This window comes from Streptomyces sp. NPDC004284 (assembly GCF_042874035.1).
Classification (GTDB): Bacteria; Actinomycetota; Actinomycetes; order Streptomycetales; family Streptomycetaceae; genus Streptomyces.
Genome location: NZ_JBIAMJ010000003.1, coordinates 242,005 through 261,234, shown reverse-complemented (window position 1 = coordinate 261,234; position 19,230 = coordinate 242,005). Strand labels below are relative to the sequence as shown.

Genomic DNA, 19,230 nt, shown 5'->3' with positions numbered 1-19,230 from the left:
CGACCGGCGGATCGGTCACCACGACTCCGCCCCACCGACCGACTCCACGGACGGCACCCCGCCTTCCGCGCCCCCCTTCCGTGCCCGCAGTTTCAGGGCGAGCAGCGGGAAGATCAGTACGGAGAGCATTCCGGCGCCGACGAGCGCCGCCGCCTCGCCGGCCGTCAGTTCCTTGTCGTCCACGCCGATGGTGGTGATCGCGACGACGAGCGGCAGCGCCGTGGAGCCGTAGAGGACGAGCCCGCCCCGGTCCTCGCGGTCGAGGTCGCGCGGGGCGAGGAACCAGATCGGACCGCCGCGCACGAGCAGGAAGAGCAGCAGGAAGACCGGCAGCAGGAGCAGGGTCCGGCCTCCGTCGAGGAGCGAGTCGAGGTCGAACTCGATGCCGGTGACGACGAAGAAGACGGGGACGAGGAAGCCGAAGCCGACGCCCTCGACCTTCTCCAGGATCTCCGGCCCGGATTCGGGCGCGGCCCCGGTCAGCACGAGCCGGGTGATGAGTCCGGCCGCGAAGGCGCCGAGCAGGACGTCGAGCCCGAGCGCCGTGGACGCCCCGAGCATCAGGGCGAGCAGCAGGAAGACGAAGCGGACCGCGAACTGGCCGCTGCTGTGCAGGGTCTTGGCGATGACCTTCGAGAACCACGGCGGGCGGGGCCGCAGCGCCCAGACGACGGCCCCGGCCGTGAGCGCGGCGAAGACGGCGAGGAGGGCGGTGGACTCGGCGGCGCCCCGCCCGCTGAGCAGCAGCGCCATCGCGATGATCGGGCCGAACTCGCCGACCGCGCCGAAGGCCATGACGACCGAGCCGAAGCGCCCGTGGAGGTCGCCGGAGTCCCGCAGCACCGGCAGGACGGTGCCGAGCGCGGTGCTGGTCAGGGCGACGCCGATGAAAACGCCCTTGGTGTAGCCGCCGCCGAGCAGGACGCCGGTGCCGAGCCCTAGGGCGAGGGCGATCACCCAGGCCCACACGGAGCGCCTGAGGGTGTCGCCGCGGACCTTGCCGAACTCGATCTCGTACCCGGCGAGGAAGATCAGCATGGCGAGGCCGAGCTGGGAGAGCCCGTCGATCAGCGCGTCGGGCCGGGCCCAGTCGAGGACGTCGGGGCCGATGAGGATGCCGAGCAGGATCTCGAAGATGACGAGGGGGACGGGGAGCCAGCGCCCCACCCCGTAGGCGAGCAGCGGCGCCAGGACGGCGATCGCCATGATCAGAACGAGCGTGCTCCCCGAATGCGACATATCGGGTATTTACCATAGGCCCCGACGACCCGCCGGGCCGCGCCGCGAGCCGACGATCCCTGGACTTATACCCCCCAGGGGTATAGTCTCGTTACCGTAAGACGCTGAACCCCCAAGAGGAGACCACCATGTCCGCAGAGACGCAGACCGAACTCACCACCGTCTACCAGGTCAAGGGCATGACCTGCGGTCACTGCGAGGGCGCGGTCTCCGGCGAGATCTCCGCGATCGCCGGCGTCTCCTCGGTCACCGCCGTCGCCAAGACCGGCGAGGTCACCGTCGTCTCCGCCGCCCCCCTCGACCGCGAGGCCGTCGCCGCCGCCGTGGACGAGGCCGGCTACGAGCTGGTCTGACCCGCCTCCGCAGCCTCGCGGCAGGGCCGTACCGTTACTGGTACGGCCCTGCTCCCGTTTGGAACCGCACATGCCCAGCACCACCGTCACCGAGCTGACGATCGGTGGGATGACCTGCGCCTCCTGCGCCGCCCGCATCGAGAAGAAGCTCAACCGGATGGACGGCGTCACCGCCACCGTCAACTACGCCACGGAGAAGGCGCATGTCGAACACGCGCCGGACGTCGGCGTCGACGAGCTGATCGCCACCGTCGTGAAGACCGGCTACACCGCCGAGGAACCCCTCCCGCCGGTGAAGGAACGGGAGGAGGAGCCGGAGGACCCCGAGCTCGCCTCCCTCCGGCAGCGGCTCACCGTCTCCGCGCTCCTCTCGGCGCCCGTCGTCCTCCTCGCCATGGTCCCCTCGCTCCAGTTCGACAACTGGCAGTGGCTCTCGCTCACCCTCGCCTCCCCCGTCGTCGTCTGGGGCGGGCTGCCCTTCCACCGGGCCGCCTGGACCAACCTCCGGCACGGCGCCGCCACCATGGACACCCTCGTCTCGGTCGGCACCCTCGCCGCCTACGTCTGGTCCCTCTGGGCCCTCTTCCTCGGCGACGCCGGCATGCCCGGCATGCGCCACGGCTTCGACCTCACCGCCGACCGCGCCCACACCTCCTCCGCGATCTACCTGGAGGTCGCCGCCGGCGTCGTCACCTTCATCCTCCTGGGCCGCTATCTGGAGGCCCGCGCCAAGCGGAAGGCGGGCGCCGCACTGCGGGCCCTGATGGAGCTCGGCGCCAAGGACGTGGCGGTCCTCAAGGACGGCAGGGAGGTACGCGTCCCGGTCGGCGAACTCCGCACCGGCGACCTCTTCGTCGTACGCCCCGGGGAGAAGATCGCCACCGACGGCACCGTCGCGGAAGGCGCCTCCGCCGTCGACGCCTCCCTGCTCACCGGCGAGTCGCTGCCCCTGGACGTCACCCCCGGCTCCGCCGTCACCGGCGGCTGCGTCAACGTCTCCGGCCGCCTCCTCGTCGAGGCCACCCGCGTCGGCGCCGACACCCAGCTGGCCAGGATCGCCAAGCTCGTCGAGGACGCCCAGAGCGGCAAGGCCGAGGTGCAGCGGCTCGCCGACAAGATCTCCGCCGTCTTCGTCCCCGTGGTGCTCCTCATCGCCCTCGGCACCCTCGTCACCTGGCTCCTCCTGACGGACGACGTCACCGCCTCCTTCACCGCCGCCGTCGCCGTCCTGATCATCGCCTGCCCCTGCGCCCTCGGCCTGGCCACCCCGACCGCCCTCATGGTCGGCACCGGACGCGGCGCCCAGCTCGGCATCCTCATCAAGGGCCCCGAGGTCCTGGAGTCCACCCGCAAGGTCGACACCGTCGTCCTCGACAAGACGGGCACGGTCACCACCGGCCGCATGCGGCTGACCGGCGTCCACGTGCACGGCGGGCGGTACGGCACGGACTCCGCCGACGAGACCGAGCTCCTGCGGCTCGCGGGCGCCCTGGAGCACTCCTCCGAGCACCCGGTCGCCCGCGCGATCGCCGTCGGCGCCGCCGAGCGCTGCGGGGAGCTCCCCACCCCGAAGACCTTCGAGAACGTGCCCGGACTCGGCGTGCGCGGCTCCGTCGACGGCCGGCTCGTCCTCGTCGGGCGCGCCGCCCTGCTCGCGGCCGAGGGCGTCGAGGCCCCCGCGACGACGGAGCCCGGCGCCGTCCACGTCGCCTGGGACGGGGTCGCCCGGGGCACCCTGACCGTCGCCGACGCCGTCAAGGACACCAGCGCCGAGGCGGTCGCCCGGCTGCGCGCCCTGGGGCTGCGCCCGGTGCTGCTCACCGGGGACCACCGGGCGGTCGCGGAGGCCGTGGCGGCGGAGGTGGGCATCGACGAGGTGATCGCGGAGGTGCTGCCCGAGGAGAAGGCCGAGGTGATCCGGCGGCTGCGGGCCGAGGGCCGTACGGTCGCGATGGTCGGCGACGGGGTGAACGACGCCGCCGCGCTCGCCACGGCCGACCTCGGGCTCGCGATGGGGACGGGCACCGACGCGGCCATCGAGGCGAGCGACCTGACCCTGGTCCGGGGCGACCTGCGGGTCGCGGCGGACGCCATCCGGCTCGCCCGGCGGACCCTGGCGACGATCCGGGGCAACCTGGGCTGGGCCTTCGGCTACAACGTCGCCGCGCTCCCCCTCGCGGCGGCCGGACTCCTCAACCCGATGATCGCGGGCCTGGCCATGGCCTTTTCGTCCGTCTTCGTCGTATCCAACAGCCTGCGGCTGCGGCGGTTCTCGTGAATTCACTTACGCGTGACGCACAGGACCTTCACAAAGAGATCTAGATCACAGATATTGGGGGGTAACCATCTGGGCTGTTCGCGAGTCTAAGTGGGCGATGCCAACGAACGTCTTGGGGGACGTTCATGGGATGTCTTGGGGGACGTCCCTAGGCAAGCGCGGCCGGGGCACGTGCACCGGGGAGCTTTGAGCGGCCCTCCCGTACGTACCCCGGCAGACCGCGCACCAGACGCCCGGCCCGGATCCCGTGGGGGGAATCCGCACCGGGACATGGAAAGCGCCCCGCTCGCCGACCCGTGGGGGGATCGGCGGCGGGGCGCTTTTCGCTTGGGCGACCGTGCGGGTCAGCGCCGTCAGCGGGCCTCGACCGGGACGAAGTCGCGGAGGACCTCACCCGTGTAGATCTGGCGCGGGCGGCCGATGCGGGAACCCGGCTCCTTGATCATCTCGTGCCACTGGGCGATCCAGCCCGGAAGGCGGCCGAGGGCGAAGAGGACCGTGAACATCTCGGTCGGGAAGCCCATGGCCCGGTAGATCAGGCCCGTGTAGAAGTCCACGTTCGGGTAGAGGTTGCGCGAGACGAAGTACTCGTCGGAGAGCGCGTGCTCCTCCAGCTTGAGCGCGATGTCGAGCAGCTCGTCGGACTTGCCGAGCGCCGAGAGGACATCGTGCGCCGCCGCCTTGATGATCTTGGCGCGCGGGTCGAAGGACTTGTACACCCGGTGGCCGAAGCCCATCAGGCGGACGCCGTCCTCCTTGTTCTTCACCTTGCGGATGAAGGAGTCGACATCGCCGCCGTTGGCCTGGATGCCTTCCAGCATCTCCAGGACCGACTGGTTGGCGCCACCGTGCAGGGGGCCCCACAGGGCCGAGATGCCGGCGGAGATCGAGGCGAACATGTTCGCCTGCGAGGAGCCGACCAGACGCACGGTGGAGGTCGAGCAGTTCTGCTCGTGGTCCGCGTGCAGGATCAGCAGCTTGTCGAGCGCGGAGACGACGACCGGGTCCAGGTCGTACTCCTGCGCCGGGACCGAGAAGGTCATGCGCAGGAAGTTCTCGACGTAGCCGAGGTCGTTACGCGGGTAGACGAACGGGTGACCGATCGACTTCTTGTACGCGTAGGCCGCGATCGTCGGCAGCTTGGCGAGCAGGCGGATCGTGGAGAGGTGCCGCTGCTGCTCGTCGAACGGGTTGTGGCTGTCCTGGTAGAAGGTGGACAGCGCGGAGACCACCGAGGACAGCATCGCCATCGGGTGGGCGTCCCGCGGGAAGCCGCGGAAGAAGTTCTTGACGTCCTCGTGGACGAGCGTGTGCTGCGTGATCTCGTTCTTGAAGGTCGACAGCTCGTCGACCTTGGGCAGCTCACCGTTGATCAGCAGGTACGCCACCTCAAGGAAGGTGGAGCGCTCGGCCAGCTGCTCGATGGGGTAACCGCGGTACCGCAGGATGCCCTGCTCACCGTCGAGGTAGGTGATGGCGGATTTATAGGCGGCCGTGTTGCCGTATCCGCTGTCCAGGGTGACCAGCCCGGTCTGGGCTCGGAGTTTCCCGATGTCGAAGCCCTGGTCGCCGACGGTGCTCTCGACCACCGGGTAGGTGTATTCACCGTCCGCGTACCGCAGTACTACAGAGTTGTCGCTCACGTCATCCCTCACCGACGTAGTGCCTCTTCTTCGAGGTGCCCTGACTGTCTCTACCATCCCCCATTTGGCTCAGGAGAGTGCACTCGGGGTCGCTCATTGGGCCATTCGGCGGCACTCAGTGCCGCCAACCTTCATATCCTGCCCCCTTCGCCCCGGTTCCGGTAGCCCCTCGTGATCTTTCACACGAGGGTTTGCCCTGTGAGCCGGTGCGCGAGTGCGGTAAAGCGCCTGCCCGCCGAGACCGTACGGACCGCCTGGGCGATCGCCCGCCGGGAGCCGACCAGGACGACCAGCTTCCGGGCCCGGGTCACGGCCGTGTAGAGCAGGTTCCGCTGGAGCATCATCCAGGCACTCATGGTGACCGGGATGACCACCGCCGGGTACTCGCTGCCCTGCGAACGGTGGATGGTGACCGCGTACGCGTGCGCGAGTTCGTCCAGCTCGTCGAAGTCGTACGGCACCTCCTCGTCCTCGTCCGTCCGCACGGTCAGCCGCTGCTCGACGGGGTCGAGCGCCGTGACGACGCCGACCGTACCGTTGAAGACCCCGTTCGTCCCCTTCTCATAGTTGTTCCGAATCTGGGTCACCTTGTCGCCGACCCGGAAGACCCGGCCGCCGAACCGCTTCTCCGGCAGGTCGGGGCGGGCCGGGGTGATCGCCTGCTGGAGCAGGCCGTTCAGCGAGCCCGCGCCCGCCGGGCCCCGGTGCATCGGGGCCAGGACCTGGACGTCCCGGCGCGGGTCGAGGCCGAACTTGGCCGGAATCCTCCGGGACGCGACCTCCACGGCGACCCGGGCGGCGTCCTCCGTCTCCTCCTCGACGAACAGGAAGAAGTCCGGGAGGCCCTGGGTGAGCGGCGGAGTGCCGGCGTTGATCCGGTGCGCGTTGGTGACCACCCCGGACTGCTGGGCCTGCCGGAAGATCCGCGTCAGCCGCACGGACGGCACGGGACTGCCGGGGGCCAGCAGATCACCGAGAACCTCCCCGGCGCCCACCGACGGCAACTGGTCGACGTCCCCCACCAGCAGCAGATGGGCACCCGGTGCCACGGCCTTGACCAGCTTGTTCGCGAGCAGCAGGTCCAGCATGGAGGCCTCGTCGACGACGATCAGATCGGCGTCGAGCGGCCGGTCCCGGTCGTAGGCCGCGTCCCCGCCCGGCTTCAGCTCCAGGAGCCGGTGCACGGTGGAGGCCTCCGCCCCGGTCAGCTCGGCGAGCCGCTTCGCCGCCCGGCCGGTCGGCGCGGCGAGCACGACCTTCGCCTTCTTCGCCCGGGCCAGCTCCACGATCGAACGGACCGTGAAGGACTTGCCGCACCCCGGGCCGCCGGTGAGCACCGCCACCTTCCGCGTCAGGGCGAGCCGCACCGCCTCCTCCTGCTCGGGCGCGAGCGAGGCCCCCGTACGGTCCGCGAGCCAGGCCAGCGCCTTGTCCCACGGCACGTCCCGGAAGGCCGGCATCCGGTCCTCCTCGGCCCGCAGCAGCCGCCGCAGCTGACCGGCGAGCGACAGCTCGGCCCGGTGGAAGGGGATGAGGTACACGGCGGTGAGGGGCTGCCCCTCGGGCCCGGGCACGACCTCCCGCACGACCCCCTCGGGATCCTCGGCGAGCTCGGCAAGGCACTCGATGACGAGCCCGGTGTCGACCTGGAGGAGCTTCACGGCATCGGAGATGAGCCGCTCCTCGGGCAGGAAGCAGTGCCCCTGGTCGCTGGACTGCGACAGCGCGTACTGCATCCCCGCCTTCACCCGGTCGGGGCTGTCGTGCGGGATGCCGACGGACTGGGCGATCTTGTCGGCGGTGAGGAAACCGATGCCCCACACGTCGGCCGCGAGCCGATAGGGCTGATTCCGCACGACGGAGATGGAGGCGTCCCCGTACTTCTTGTAGATCCGCACGGCGATGGAGGTGGACACCCCGACCCCCTGGAGGAAGACCATCACCTCCTTGATCGCCTTCTGCTCCTCCCACGCCTCGGTGATCTTCCTGGTCCGCTTGGGTCCGAGGCCCGGGACCTCGATGAGCCGGGCGGGCTCCTCCTCGAGGATGTCGAGCGTGTCCAGCCCGAAGTGCTGCGTGATCCGGTCGGCGAAGACGGGCCCGATCCCCTTGACGAGCCCGGAGCCGAGGTAGCGGCGGATGCCCTGGATGGTGGCGGGCAGGAGGGTCGTGTAGTTGTCGACGGTGAACTGCTTCCCGTACTGCGGATGCGACCCCCACCGCCCCTCCATCCGCAGCGACTCCCCCGGCTGCGCCCCGAGCAGCGCACCGACGACCGTGAGCAGATCCCCGGCCCCGCGCCCGGTGTCGACCCGGGCGACCGTGTAGCCGCTCTCCTCGTTGGCGTAGGTGATCCGCTCCAGCACCCCTTCGACGACGGCGGGGCGGTATGGCTGACCCTCGTTGGACATACCCCGACGGTAGCGAAGGACGCTGACATCGCGGGGGCCGGGGACGACCCCCGGGAACGGTGCAGGGTGGCGTTTTTTCGCCACGTGGCGTGCTCGATCGTCCCGCTGGTGCCGGCCGACGCGCGCATACGCTGCCGCTATCCGGAACATGCGCGTGCGCGATCTCCGTCAAGATGGCCGCACTTGCCATGCCATTGCCTGAATTAACCCTTCAAAGCGTCCCTTGCCGCCGAAACGATGGGCGTGCCTTCGGGGCGGCGGTCACGAGCGCGCCGTCGGGGTCATCGACGTGAGGGGAAACAAGGGCATGAAGTGGATCAAGAGCCTGGTCATGACGGGTGCGGCCGTGACGCTGGCCGCCGGGCAGCTGCTGGCCGGCAGTGCGTCGGCAGCCCCGGCGGACGGCGGGGCGGACGGCCTTCGGCGGCAGGTCGACGCCTATCTGGCGAGCCATCCCGGTGAACGGCGGATCGCCGAGGACAAGGCGACGATGCCCGGAGGGTCCGTCACCTTCTCCACCCCCGGGACCGCCGAGGCCGCCGCCATCAGCTGCAGCTACGGGCACCTGTGCATCCAGGACGGCAACGGCAGCACCTGGGACTACTACTACTGCGGCTACTACGACTTCTACGGGGTCGGTGACGGGTACTTCAACAACAACCAGACCGCGGGCACCGTCGCGAGGTTCTACAACCAGGACGGCAGCCTCAGGTGGACCAGTACGGCCCCGCAGAGCGGAACGGCCTCGTGGTCGCCGGTGTGGCACATCCGCCCGTGCTGACCCTCTAGGGTCGCGCTCCGCCTCCGCGTCGGCGGGGGTGGAGCGCCCTCGGGGCCGGTGGCGCGTCAGACCGCCAGGAAGGCCGCCAGCGTCTCCTCCAGGACCTCCACCCCGTCCCTCGCCCACAGGCCGTCGTTGAAGAGTTCCACCTCGACCGGGCCCGTGTGGCCCGCCTTCTCGACCAGGGCCGACCAGGCCGCGAGGTCGACGGCGCCCGTGCCCAGTTGGCCGCGGCCGTTGAGGACGCCCGCGGGGAGGGGGGTGGTCCAGTCGGCGAGCTGGAAGGAGTGGATGCGGCCGGAGGCACCCGCGCGTCGTACCGCGGCCGGGGCGCGGTCGTCCCACCAGAGGTGGTAGGTGTCGACGGTGACGCCGACCTGGGAGGCGGGGAAGCGCTCCGCGATCTCCAGGGCCTGGTCCAGGGTGGAGACCGCGCAGCGGTCGGAGGCGTACATCGGGTGCAGCGGCTCGATCGCGAGGCGGATTCCGCGTTCGCCGGCGTACGGGGCCAGTTCGGCGATCGCCTCCGTGATGCGGGCCCTCGCCGACAGGAGGTCGGGGCAGGCCGGGGTCAGGCCGCCGGAGACCAGGACGAGGGTGTCGGTGCCGAGCGTCACCGCCTCGTCGATCGCCGCGCGGTTGTCCGACTCCCAGCCCTCGCTGGTGAAGAAGCCGCCCCGGCAGAGGGTGGTGACGGTGAGGCCGGCGTCCCGGACCAGGGCGGCGGCGGCCTCCACCCCGTACTCCTGGACCGGTTCGCGCCAGAGGCCGATGCCCGGGATGCCCAGGCGGAGGCAGTGGGCGACCAGTTCGGGCAGGGGGAGTTGCTTGACCGTCATCTGGTTGATGCTGAAGCGGTCGAGGTTCACCGGGGGACTCCGTACACCGTGAGGAGGGAGCGCATGCGGGACTCCGCGCGGGCCGGGTCCGGGAACAGGCCGAGGCGGTCGGCGAGTTCGTAGGCGCGGGCCAGGTGCGGCAGCGAGCGCGCGGAGTGGAGGCCGCCGACCATGGTGAAGTGGTCCTGGTGGCCGGCCAGCCAGGCGAGGAGGACGACGCCCGTCTTGTAGAAGCGGGTGGGGGGCTGGAAGAGGTGGCGGGAGAGCTCGACGGTCGGGTCGAGGGCCTTGCGGAAGCCCTCGGTGTCGCCGGTGTCCAGGAGGCGCACCGCCTCGGCCGCCAGGGGGCCCAGGGGGTCGAAGATGCCGAGCAGGGCGTGGCTGAAGCCCTGGTCGTCGCCCGCGATCAGCTCCGGGTAGTGGAAGTCGTCGCCCGTGTAGCAGCGGACGCCCTGCGGGAGGCGGCGGCGCAGGTCGACCTCGCGGCGGGCGTCGAGGAGGGAGACCTTGATGCCGTCGACCTTGTCGGGGTGGGCCGCGATGACGTCGAGGAAGGTCTCGGTGGCCGTGTCGAGGTCGGGCGAGCCCCAGTAGCCGCCGAGCGCCGGGTCGAACATGGGGCCCAGCCAGTGCAGGACGACCGGCTCGCTCGACTGGCGGAGCAGGTGGCCGTAGAGGTCGAGGTAGTCCTCGGGGCCGCGCGCGGCGGCGGCGAGGGCGCGGGAGGCCATCAGGACGGGCTGCGCGCCGGACTCCTCGACGACCGCGAGTTGTTCCTCGTAGGCCGCGCGGACCTCCGGGAGGGAGGCCGGGCCGGTGAGCTGGTCGGTGCCGACGCCGCAGGCGATGCGGCCGCCCGTGCCGCGGGCCTCGGCCGCGCTCCGGCGGATCAGTTCGGCCGCGCCCGCCCAGTCCAGGCCCATGCCGCGCTGCGCGGTGTCCATGGCCTCGGCGACCCCGAGGCCGTGGGACCAGAGGTGGCGGCGGAAGGCGAGGGTGGCGTCCCAGTCGACGGCGGCCGGGGAGTCGGGGGTGGTGTCGGCGTACGGGTCGGCGACGACGTGTGCGGCGGAGAAGACCGTACGGGAGGTCAGCGGGCCCGTCGCGGTGAGTGCGAGCGGTTCGGTGCGGGGGGTGTACGCGCGCGTGGAGCCGTCCGGGGCGGGGAGTCGGATCACAGGGTCACCTCCGGGACGTCCAGGCGGCGGCCCTCGGTGGCCGACCTCAGGCCCAGTTCGGCGAGCTGGACGCCGCGGGCGCCGGCGAGGAGGTCCCAGTGGTACGGCTCGTCGAGCGCGACGTGCCGGAGGAACAGCTCCCACTGGGCCTTGAAGCCGTTGTCGAATTCGGCGTTGTCGGGGACCTCCTGCCACTGGTCGCGGAAGGAGTAGGTGGCGGGGATGTCGGGGTTCCAGACCGGCTTGGGGGTGGCCGAGCGGTGCTGGACGCGGCAGTCGCGCAGGCCGGCGACGGCGGAGCCGTGGGTGCCGTCGACCTGGAACTCGACGAGCTCGTCGCGGTGGACGCGGACCGCCCAGGAGGAGTTGATCTGGGCGACGGCGCCGCCCTCCAGCTGGAAGATGCCGTACGCGGAGTCGTCGGCGGTCGCGGCGTACGGCTTGCCCTGCTCGTCCCAGCGCTGCGGGACGTGCGTGGCGACGTGCGCGGTGACGCTCGTGACCCGGCCGAAGAGCTCGTGGAGCACGTACTCCCAGTGCGGGAACATGTCGACGACGATGCCGCCGCCGTCCTCCGCGCGGTAGTTCCAGCTGGGGCGCTGGGCGTCCTGCCAGTCGCCCTCGAAGACCCAGTAGCCGAACTCGCCGCGCACGGACAGGATCTCGCCGAAGAAGCCGCCGTCGACGAGGCGCTTGAGCTTGAGCAGGCCGGGGAGGAAAAGCTTGTCCTGGACGACGCCGTGCTTGATGCCCTTCGCCCGGGCGAGGCGGGCGAGTTCGAGGGCGCCGGCGAGGTCGGCGGCGGTGGGCTTCTCGGTGTAGACGTGCTTGCCGGCGGCGATGGCCTGGGTGAGGGCGTCGACGCGGGCCGAGGTGACCTGGGCGTCGAAGTAGACGTCGACGGTGTCGTGGGCGAGGACGGCGTCGAGGTCGGTGGACCACTCGGTGAGGCCGTGGCGCTCGGCGAGGGCGCGCAGGGCGTGCTCGCGGCGGCCGACGAGGACGGGCTCGGGCCAGAGGGTCTCGCCGTTGCCGAGGTCGAGGCCGCCCTGTTCGCGCAGGGCGAGGATCGAGCGGACGAGGTGCTGGCGGTAACCCATGCGCCCGGTGACGCCGTTCATGGCGATGCGGACTGTCCTGCGTGTCACGAAAGGTTCCTCTCCGCGGTGCTCCGCGCCCTCGGTCCGTCCGGCCGTCCGGAGAGAAGGCCATCCGGATAGAAAGCGCTTTCTGTCGGGGAGGACGCTAGCCTGCCGACATCACCGCCGACAAGGGCCTGGAGGTACGCACACGATGCTGGAGGTACGCACGCGATGACCGTCACCCTGGCGGACGTGGCCGCCCGCGCTCAGGTCTCCCCCGCCACCGTCTCCCGCGTCCTGAACGGCAACTACCCGGTCGCCGCGTCGACCCGCGAGCGGGTCCTGCGGGCGGTGGACGAGCTCGACTACGTCCTCAACGGCCCCGCGAGCGCCCTCGCCGCCGCCACCTCCGACCTGGTCGGCGTCCTCGTCAACGACATCGCCGACCCCTTCTTCGGGATCATGGCGAGCGCGGCGCAGAGCGCGATCGGGGAGAGCGCCACGGGGCGGGGCGGGGGCGAGAAGCTCGCCGTCGTCTGCAACACGGGCGGCTCCCCCGAGCGCGAACTGACCTACCTCACCCTGCTCCAGCGGCAGCGGGCCGCGGCCGTGATCCTCATGGGCGGCTCCCTGGAGGACCCGGAGCACCTGGCGGCGACGGCCGGGAAGCTGACCAGGCTGGCGGGGGCGGGGACCCGGGTCGTGCTGTGCGGGCGCCCGCCCGTGCCCGGCGACGCGAGCGCGGCGGCCCTCGTCTTCGGCAACCGGGCCGGGGGGCGGCTCCTCGCCGAGCACCTCCTCGGCCTCGGTCACCGGCGGATCGGTTACGTGGCGGGCCCGGCCGACCGCACCACCACCCGGCACCGCCTGGAGGGACACCGGGAGGCCCTCTCCGCGGCCGGCGTCCCCGAGGGCCCGACGGTCCACGGGCCGTACGACCGCGCCTCCGGGTACGGGGCGACGGCCGAGCTCCTCGCCCGCGACCCGCACCTCACGGCCGTCGTCGCGGCCAACGACACGGTGGCGCTCGGCGTCTGCGCGGCCCTGCGCGAGCGGGGCCTCTCCGTCCCCGGCGACGTGTCGGTCGCGGGCTTCGACGACCTCCCGTTCGCCGTCGACGCGGTCCCGTCCCTCACCACGATCCGCCTCCCCCTCCACGAGGCCGGCATCCGCGCGGGCCGCCTGGCGATGAACGCGGAGGAGCCCCCGGCGGGCGGCGTGGAGACGGTGCCGGGGGAGCTGGTGGTGCGGGGGTCGACGGGCCGCCCGCGGGGGTAGCGGGGCGCTGCGGCGAGGTGTCCGCGTGCGGCGCGGCCCGACCTGCCGGGGAGGGGCCGCTCGGGGACGCCAGCGGCCGCTACGAGCCGGCGGGGCCGTTCGTCCTCGCGTCGGCGTGGGCGGTCAGGCCCGTCGCCGCGAGGACCGCGTCGACCGTCTCCTCGACCGTCTGGTCCGCGTTGTCGATCCAGACGCCCTCGCCGGAGAGTTCGGCGCGCATGGCCTCGTCGAGGAAGGCCCAGTTCGTCGTCAGCTTCTTGTGGCGGGCGTTGTTGCGCTCCCAGGCCTTGTCCGGGCCAGGGGCCAGGATCACCACGTGGAGCGGGGCCGCCCGGGCATGGGCGCGGTAGAAGTCCAGGTGGGAGCGGCGTACGACCACGTCGTCGAGGACCGGCAGGAAGCCCGCCGCGGCGAAGCTGTCCGCGAGCAGGCAGCCGTTGCGGGCGCGCAGCAGGATCTGCCGGTCCGCCTCCGGGTCGCCGTCAGGGCTCGGCCAGTGGCCGCCCCGGACGATCAGCTCCTGGAGGTGGTCGACCTCGATGTGCGCGGCGCGGGCGAAACGCGCCGCGAGGGCCGCCGCGACGGTGCTCTTGCCGCTTCCGGGGATCCCCGCCAACAGGAGGGCGCCGGGGGCGGGTTCGGGGCTGTCGACGGTGACGTTCTCGAAGGTCATGCGGGCCTTTCCTCGCCGGTGGGACGGGGGAACGATACGGCCGGGGGCTCCGAGGGCGCCAGGGAGTTCCGGCGCGGCGCGAGCGAGGTCAGCGCCACTCCCCCGACGAGCAGCGCCGCCGCGCACCAGCGGAGCGGGCTGATCGACTCGCCCAGGAACAGGGCCGCCGAGGACATGCCGAAGACGGGGACGAGGAGGGAGAAGGGGGCGACGGAGGAGGCGGGGTAACGGCGGAGCAGCCAGCCCCAGGCGCCGAAGCCGAAGACGGTCGTGATCCAGGCGACGTACGCGATGACGCCGACACCTGTCATGTCGAGCCCGCGCAGGGCTTCGAGGTCCCGCTCGGGGCCCTCCAGGAGGAGGGAGAGGGCGAGGAGCGGCAGGACCGGCACCGTGCTGACCCAGACCATGAAGTTGAGGGCGTCGGGCGGGGCGGCCTTGCGGGTCAGGACGTTGGAGACGCCCCAGCAGGCCGCCGCGGCGATCACCAGGGCGAAGCCGGTGAGCGGGCCCGAGCCGCCCTCGTCGACGGCGGCGACGCCGATGCCGGCGAGGGCGACGGCCATCCCGAGCACCTGGAGCCGCCGGGGGCGTTCGCCGAGGGCGACGAAGGCGAAGAGGGCGGTGAAGACGGCCTGGACCTGGAGGACGAGGGAGGAGAGCCCGGCCGGGGCGCCGAGGTCCATGCCGGTGAAGAGCAGGCCGAACTTGGCCACGCCGAGGACGAGCCCGACCCCCACCATCCTTCCCCAAGCTCTCAACTCCGTTCGAGCAGGGGAGACCCCATCCCGGGCGACCTTCGGACGGCCGACGAGGAACACCGCCGGCAGGGCGGCGACGAGGAAGCGGAGGGCGGAGAAGAGCAGCGGCGGGAAGTGGTCGAGGCCGATCTCGATGACGACGAAGTTGACTCCCCAGACGGCGGCGACCAGGGCCGCGAGGGCGAGGTGGGCGGGGGCGAGGCGTGCGGGGTGCATGCCGTCGAGCATGGTCGCCGCCGACCGTGTAGCACCAGCACAGGTCCCTTCATGGTGGGATGAAGCATTCCTACATCCAGGACCCTTCAGGAGCTGCCCCGTGCTGGATCTCGGCCGTCTGCGCGCCCTGCACGCCGTCGCCGTCCACGGCAGTGTCGGCGCCGCCGCCACCGCCCTCGGCTACACCCCGTCGGCGGTCTCGCAGCAGATCGCGAAGCTGGAGCGGGAGACCCGTACGACCCTGCTCGAACGCAGCGGGCGCGGCATCCGGCTCACCGACGACGCCCACCAACTGGCGACCACGGCACGCCAGTTGCTCGCGCTCGTCGAGGAGGCGGAGGTACGGCTCGAAGAGCGGCGCGGCCGGCCCGCCGGGCGGCTGACGATCGCCTGCTTCGCGAGCGCGGCGCGCGGCCTGATGCCCCGGGCGCTCGCCGAGCTGGCCCGGCTCCACCCGGAGCTCGACGCCCGCCTCTCGGAGGTGGACCCGCACCTCTCGGTCGACCTGGTGGCGCGGGGCGTGATCGACCTGGCGGTGGCGCACGACTGGGACATCGCGCCGCTGCCGGTGCCGCCGGGGGTCGAGCAGGTGGTCATCGGCGACGACCGGTGCGACATCCTCGTCCACCGGGACCATCCGCTGGCGGCGCGGGAGTCGGTGCGCCGGGAGGAGCTGGCGGCGGAGCGGTGGATCTCCCAGCCGCCCGGGACGGTCTGCCACGACTGGCTGACGCGGACGCTGCGGGCGACGGGGTACGAGCCGCTGATCGTCCATCAGGCCGAGGAGAACCACACGCAGGTGGCCCTGGTGGCGGCCGGGCTGGGCATCGCGCTCGTCCCGCGCCTGGGCCGCGGGGCGCTGCCGCCGGAGGTGGTGCCGGTGCGGCTGGACCCGGTGCCGACGCGCCGGCTGCACGCCATGTGGCGGACGGGCGCGGCGCGGCGCCCGGCGATCCGGGAGACGGTCCGTACGCTCCAGGAGCTCTGGCCCGCGATCGCCTCGGCCGGCTGAGACGTCGCGGGCGATTCCTGCGCGGGTCCTTGACCTGGCAGTTACTTTCGGGCTATCCGTGACACCTTGGAAGTTTCCTTCAACCTTGCACGGCCGGAAGGAGCATCAGTGCACCACCGCGCCCCCGCCCCCTCCCGACGCACCCTCCTCACGGTGACCGCCGCAGCCGCCGCGGCGGCCGTCACCGGAGCCCTCGCCCCCGCGGCGCACGCGGAATCGAACGACCTGAAGCTCCAGCGGATCATCGACCGGATGTCCCTGGAGGAGAAGGTCGGCCAGCTCTTCGTGATGCGGGTCTACGGCCACTCCGCCACCGCCCCCGACCAGGCCGACATCGACGCCAACCTCAAGGAGATCGGCGTCCGCACCGCCGCCGAGCTGGTCGAGCGCTACCACGTCGGCGGGGTCATCTACTTCTCCTGGGCCCACAACACCCGCGACCCGCAGCAGATCGCCGAGCTCTCCAACGGCATCCAGCAGGCCGCTCTCGCGCAGCCCACCCCGGTCCCGGTGCTCATCTCCACCGACCAGGAGCACGGCATCGTCTGCCGGGTCGGCAAGCCCGCCACCCTGCTGCCCGGGGCGATGGCCCTCGGCGCCGGGGGGTCGCACGCGGACGCCCGCAAGGCCGCGCAGATCGCGGGCGAGGAGCTCGCCGCCATCGGCATCCGGCAGAACTACGCCCCGGTCGCCGACGTGAACGTCAACCCGGCCAACCCCGTCATCGGCGTCCGCTCCTTCGGCTCCGACCCGCAGGCCGTCGCCGGTCTCGTCGCCGCCCAGGTCCAGGGCTACCAGCAGGCCGGGATCGCGGCCACCTCCAAGCACTTCCCGGGCCACGGCGACACCGCCGTCGACAGCCACTACGGCCTGCCGACGATCACCCACACCCGGGAGCAGTGGGCGGAGCTCGACGCGCCGCCGTTCCGGGCGGCGATCGACGCCGGGATCGACTCGATCATGACCGCGCACATCGTGGTGCCCGCGCTCGACCCCAGCGAGGACCCGGCGACGCTCTCCCGGCCCATCCTCACCGGCATCCTGCGCGAACAGCTCGGCTACGACGGCGTGGTGGTCACCGACGCCCTCGGCATGGAGGGCGTCCGCACCAAGTACGGGGACGCGCGCGTCCCGGTCCTCGCCCTCAAGGCCGGGGTGGACCAGCTGCTCAACCCGCCCAAGCTCGACGTGGCCTGGAACGCGGTCCTGGCGGCGGTCAGGGCGGGCGAACTGACGGAGGCCCGGCTCGACGAATCGATCCTGCGGATCCTGCGGCTCAAGGCGAAGCTGGGCCTCTTCCGGCAGGCGTACGCGACGCGGGCCGGCGTCGAGCGGGTCGTCGGCACCGAGTCCCACCTCGCCCACGCCGACCGGATCGCCGAGGCCACCACGACGCTCCTCCTCAACGAGGACGGCTTCCTGCCGCTGAGCCCGTCCTCCCACGGCTCGGTCCTCGTCGTCGGCGCCGACCCGGCCTCGCCCTCCGGCACGACGGGCCCGCCGACGACGACGCTCGCGACGGCGCTGACGGAGCTGGGCTTCACCGCGACGGCGCTGTCGACCGGGATCACCCCGACGGCGGCGAAGATCGAGGAGGCGGTGGCGGCGGCGGCCGGGAAGGACGTGGTCGTCGTGGGTACGTACAACGTCTCCGCGACCAGCCCGCAGCGGACGCTGGTCTCGCGGCTCGTCGCGACCGGGGTGCCCGTGGTGACGGTCTCGATCCGCAACCCGTACGACATCGCCCGCCTCGACGGCCAGCGCGCGACCCTCGCCGCCTACTCCTGGACCGACGTCGAACTCCGTGCGGCGGTCCGGGTCCTGGCCGGCCGGGCGCGTCCCCGGGGCCGCCTCCCGGTCCCGGTCCAGAGCGCGGAGGACCCGGCGAAGGTGCTGTATCCGGTGGGGTACGGGCTGGCGTACCCGGTCTGACCGTGTGGGCAATCGTCCCGCGGGACGATTGCCCACGACGGGGGGAGTTACGGCCGCAGGCCGTGTTCCCGGGTGGTGTCCTCGTCGGACGCCGCGTCGATGCGGGCGTCGAAGCGGGCCAGGGGCCGGGCCGCCTGGAGGGACGGGGTGGAGAGGCCGGCCCAGTCGAGGATGCGGGCGGTGGCGTTGTCGCGCTCGGCGGGGACGAGGCCGGCGACGTTGGCACCGTGGTTCATGCCGGGCGCCACGTACACGTACGAGTCGCGCGCGCCCTTGTCGACGTGGAACTGCTCGGAGCCCCAGGGGTCGTTGCCGCCGTAGACGAAGAGCATGTGGTTCGCGTTCTTGCGGACCCAGTCGTCGACGTCGCGCATGACCCACGGCTTGAACTTCATGGGGATCGAGCTCGGCACGAAGCTGCTGGCCGGCTGGTAGCCGTAGCGGGTCAGGCCGTCCAGGTGGGGCTGCTTGATGGTGGGCGAGCCCAGCTCGGTGGCCGCCTGGTAGTAGTACGGCGTGTAGTACTCCAGGCCCTGGTCGGTGTACGCGGACCAGCCGGAGTAGGCGTCGATCGTGTCGTAGACGACGTCGTCGCTCGCGGTCGCCGCGTCCGGGATCTGGTCGCAGACGTCCTGGCCGTAGTACTGCCAGAAGCCCCAGACGAAGTCGAGGACGACGGCCTCGTACGCCTTGTCGAGCGAGCCGACCGTGTTGAAGGTGGCGCCCTCGGACTCGGCCCAGGCCTTGTACTTCTTCTCCAGCGGCTCGCGGCGGACGAGCGCCTCGCGCTGCATGTCGTTCAGGCGGTCGCGGCAGTCCTTCGTGCCGACGGTCTCGAAGAACCGGTCGTAGGCCGAGTCCTCCTTGTTGACCACGTCGTTCGGCGCCACGTACGCGACGACGCCGTCCATGTCGCGCGGGTAGAAGCGCTCGTAGTACGTGGCGGTCATGCCGCCCTTCGAGCCGCCCGTGGCCAGCCAGTTCTTGCCGTAGACCGACTTCAGCGCCGTGTAGATGCGGTGCTGGTCGCTGGCCGCCTGCCAGATGTCCAGCTTCGACCAGTCGGCCGGCGCCGGGCGGGACGGCGTGAAGAAGCGGTACTCCATGGAGACCTGGTTGCCGTCGACGATCCGGGTCGGCTCGGTCCGGCTCGGCGTGGTGCTCAGCCCGTAGCCGCTGGTGCGGAAGACGGTGGGGCGGCTCGTGTCCTTGTGGAGGATCGAGATCCGCTGCTGGAACGTGCCCGCCCACGGGCGGTGGTGGTCGATCGGCTGCTCGTAGTTGAGGACGAAGTAGCGGTAGCCGGCGTACGGCTTCTCCTCGATCAGGGTCATCCCCGGGATCGCCAGGAGGCGGTCCTTGATGTCCGTGCTCGTGCTCTGCGAGTCGACGACGGCCGTGCTGTCGGTCTCCGTGTCCGCGGCGGTAGCCACACCGGTCGACCCGACGGTGCCTATGAGCACCGAAAGCGACAGCGCCCATCTCAGCGACTTGCGCATTCACCCTCCCCTTGGTTCACAACGGTGTCGCGAACCTAGCGGGCGCAACGTGGGG

The 19,230-nt window shown here is 71.9% G+C and carries 15 protein-coding genes; 6 read left to right on the top strand and 9 right to left on the bottom strand.

The genetic code is table 11. The features are described 5' to 3' along the window. Nucleotides 1-15: 15 nt before the first annotated feature. Nucleotides 16-1,239, bottom strand: coding sequence for a cation:proton antiporter (locus tag ACFYUS_RS10825; protein WP_388848368.1), 1,224 nt, complete (start codon nt 1,237-1,239; stop codon nt 16-18). Between the two features lie 128 nt (nt 1,240-1,367). On the opposite strand from ACFYUS_RS10825, the gene ACFYUS_RS10820 reads away from it, so the two are divergent. Together ACFYUS_RS10820 and ACFYUS_RS10815 are read left to right on the top strand one after the other, a co-directional pair. Further along, the gene (locus tag ACFYUS_RS10820) at nt 1,368-1,592 is read left to right on the top strand and encodes a heavy-metal-associated domain-containing protein (RefSeq protein WP_388848365.1); all 225 of its coding nucleotides are present in this window, start codon (nt 1,368-1,370) and stop codon (nt 1,590-1,592) included. 70 nt (nt 1,593-1,662) lie between these two features. Further along, nucleotides 1,663-3,870, top strand: coding sequence for a heavy metal translocating P-type ATPase (locus ACFYUS_RS10815; protein ID WP_388848362.1), 2,208 nt, complete (start codon nt 1,663-1,665; stop codon nt 3,868-3,870). 353 nt (nt 3,871-4,223) lie between these two features. Here the strand turns inward: ACFYUS_RS10815 and ACFYUS_RS10810 are convergent, their stop codons facing one another. Together ACFYUS_RS10810 and ACFYUS_RS10805 are read right to left on the bottom strand one after the other, a co-directional pair. Beyond that, nucleotides 4,224-5,513 carry a citrate synthase gene (locus ACFYUS_RS10810; protein ID WP_093876000.1) on the bottom strand — a complete coding sequence of 430 codons (1,290 nt, stop codon included), beginning with the start codon at nt 5,511-5,513 and terminating at the stop codon, nt 4,224-4,226. Nucleotides 5,514-5,692: 179 nt separating this feature from the next. Beyond that, nucleotides 5,693-7,924, bottom strand: a complete 2,232-nt coding sequence (locus tag ACFYUS_RS10805; protein WP_388848359.1) for an ATP-dependent RecD-like DNA helicase — start codon at nt 7,922-7,924, stop codon at nt 5,693-5,695. Nucleotides 7,925-8,231: 307 nt separating this feature from the next. Here ACFYUS_RS10805 and ACFYUS_RS10800 point away from each other — a divergent pair, with 307 nt between their 5' ends. Next, nucleotides 8,232-8,705, top strand: coding sequence for a hypothetical protein (locus ACFYUS_RS10800; RefSeq protein ID WP_388848356.1), 474 nt, complete (start codon nt 8,232-8,234; stop codon nt 8,703-8,705). A gap of 65 nt (nt 8,706-8,770) precedes the next feature. Here the strand turns inward: ACFYUS_RS10800 and ACFYUS_RS10795 are convergent, their stop codons facing one another. The 3 genes from ACFYUS_RS10795 to ACFYUS_RS10785 are packed head-to-tail and all read right to left on the bottom strand — an operon-like array spanning nt 8,771 to nt 11,870. After that, nucleotides 8,771-9,574: a sugar phosphate isomerase/epimerase family protein gene (locus tag ACFYUS_RS10795; RefSeq protein WP_388848353.1), complete on the bottom strand. Its 804-nt coding sequence runs from the start codon at nt 9,572-9,574 to the stop codon at nt 8,771-8,773. Continuing rightward, the gene (locus tag ACFYUS_RS10790; RefSeq protein WP_388848350.1) at nt 9,571-10,722 is read right to left on the bottom strand and encodes a dihydrodipicolinate synthase family protein; all 1,152 of its coding nucleotides are present in this window, start codon (nt 10,720-10,722) and stop codon (nt 9,571-9,573) included. The genes ACFYUS_RS10795 and ACFYUS_RS10790 overlap by 4 nt, the downstream gene beginning before the upstream one ends. Further along, nucleotides 10,719-11,870, bottom strand: coding sequence for a Gfo/Idh/MocA family protein (locus tag ACFYUS_RS10785; protein ID WP_388848347.1), 1,152 nt, complete (start codon nt 11,868-11,870; stop codon nt 10,719-10,721). Before ACFYUS_RS10785 ends, ACFYUS_RS10790 begins: the two co-directional genes overlap by 4 nt. Before the next feature lie 165 nt (nt 11,871-12,035). On the opposite strand from ACFYUS_RS10785, the gene ACFYUS_RS10780 reads away from it, so the two are divergent. Beyond that, complete coding sequence (locus ACFYUS_RS10780; RefSeq protein ID WP_388848344.1) at nt 12,036-13,082, top strand: LacI family DNA-binding transcriptional regulator; 1,047 nt, start codon at nt 12,036-12,038, stop codon at nt 13,080-13,082. A gap of 79 nt (nt 13,083-13,161) precedes the next feature. Here the strand turns inward: ACFYUS_RS10780 and ACFYUS_RS10775 are convergent, their stop codons facing one another. Next, nucleotides 13,162-13,755, bottom strand: a complete 594-nt coding sequence (locus ACFYUS_RS10775) for an AAA family ATPase (RefSeq protein WP_388848341.1) — start codon at nt 13,753-13,755, stop codon at nt 13,162-13,164. Further along, nucleotides 13,752-14,732 (bottom strand): EamA family transporter, encoded by a 981-nt coding sequence (locus tag ACFYUS_RS10770; protein ID WP_388848338.1) that lies wholly within the window; start codon nt 14,730-14,732, stop codon nt 13,752-13,754. Before ACFYUS_RS10770 ends, ACFYUS_RS10775 begins: the two co-directional genes overlap by 4 nt. Nucleotides 14,733-14,832: 100 nt before the next feature. On the opposite strand from ACFYUS_RS10770, the gene ACFYUS_RS10765 reads away from it, so the two are divergent. Continuing rightward, nucleotides 14,833-15,744 carry a LysR substrate-binding domain-containing protein gene (locus ACFYUS_RS10765; RefSeq protein ID WP_388848336.1) on the top strand — a complete coding sequence of 304 codons (912 nt, stop codon included), beginning with the start codon at nt 14,833-14,835 and terminating at the stop codon, nt 15,742-15,744. 108 nt (nt 15,745-15,852) lie between these two features. Next, nucleotides 15,853-17,676, top strand: coding sequence for a glycoside hydrolase family 3 protein (locus tag ACFYUS_RS10760; protein WP_388848333.1), 1,824 nt, complete (start codon nt 15,853-15,855; stop codon nt 17,674-17,676). A gap of 47 nt (nt 17,677-17,723) precedes the next feature. On the opposite strand, the gene ACFYUS_RS10755 is transcribed toward ACFYUS_RS10760, so the two are convergent. Further along, the gene (locus ACFYUS_RS10755) at nt 17,724-19,175 is read right to left on the bottom strand and encodes an aminopeptidase (RefSeq protein WP_388848330.1); all 1,452 of its coding nucleotides are present in this window, start codon (nt 19,173-19,175) and stop codon (nt 17,724-17,726) included. Nucleotides 19,176-19,230: the final 55 nt, after the last annotated feature.

Excerpts from the sequence above, each read along its gene's own strand:
- ACFYUS_RS10815 (WP_388848362.1), top strand. The coding sequence starts at position 1,663 with ATGCCCAGCACCACCGTCACCGAGCTGACGATCGGTGGGATGACCTGC.
- ACFYUS_RS10805 (WP_388848359.1), bottom strand. The coding sequence starts at position 7,924 with ATGTCCAACGAGGGTCAGCCATACCGCCCCGCCGTCGTCGAAGGGGTG.
- ACFYUS_RS10825 (WP_388848368.1), bottom strand. The coding sequence starts at position 1,239 with ATGTCGCATTCGGGGAGCACGCTCGTTCTGATCATGGCGATCGCCGTC.
- ACFYUS_RS10800 (WP_388848356.1), top strand. The coding sequence starts at position 8,232 with ATGAAGTGGATCAAGAGCCTGGTCATGACGGGTGCGGCCGTGACGCTG.
- ACFYUS_RS10780 (WP_388848344.1), top strand. The coding sequence starts at position 12,036 with ATGACCGTCACCCTGGCGGACGTGGCCGCCCGCGCTCAGGTCTCCCCC.
- ACFYUS_RS10755 (WP_388848330.1), bottom strand. The coding sequence starts at position 19,175 with ATGCGCAAGTCGCTGAGATGGGCGCTGTCGCTTTCGGTGCTCATAGGC.
- ACFYUS_RS10770 (WP_388848338.1), bottom strand. The coding sequence starts at position 14,732 with ATGCACCCCGCACGCCTCGCCCCCGCCCACCTCGCCCTCGCGGCCCTG.
- ACFYUS_RS10820 (WP_388848365.1), top strand. The coding sequence starts at position 1,368 with ATGTCCGCAGAGACGCAGACCGAACTCACCACCGTCTACCAGGTCAAG.
- ACFYUS_RS10775 (WP_388848341.1), bottom strand. The coding sequence starts at position 13,755 with ATGACCTTCGAGAACGTCACCGTCGACAGCCCCGAACCCGCCCCCGGC.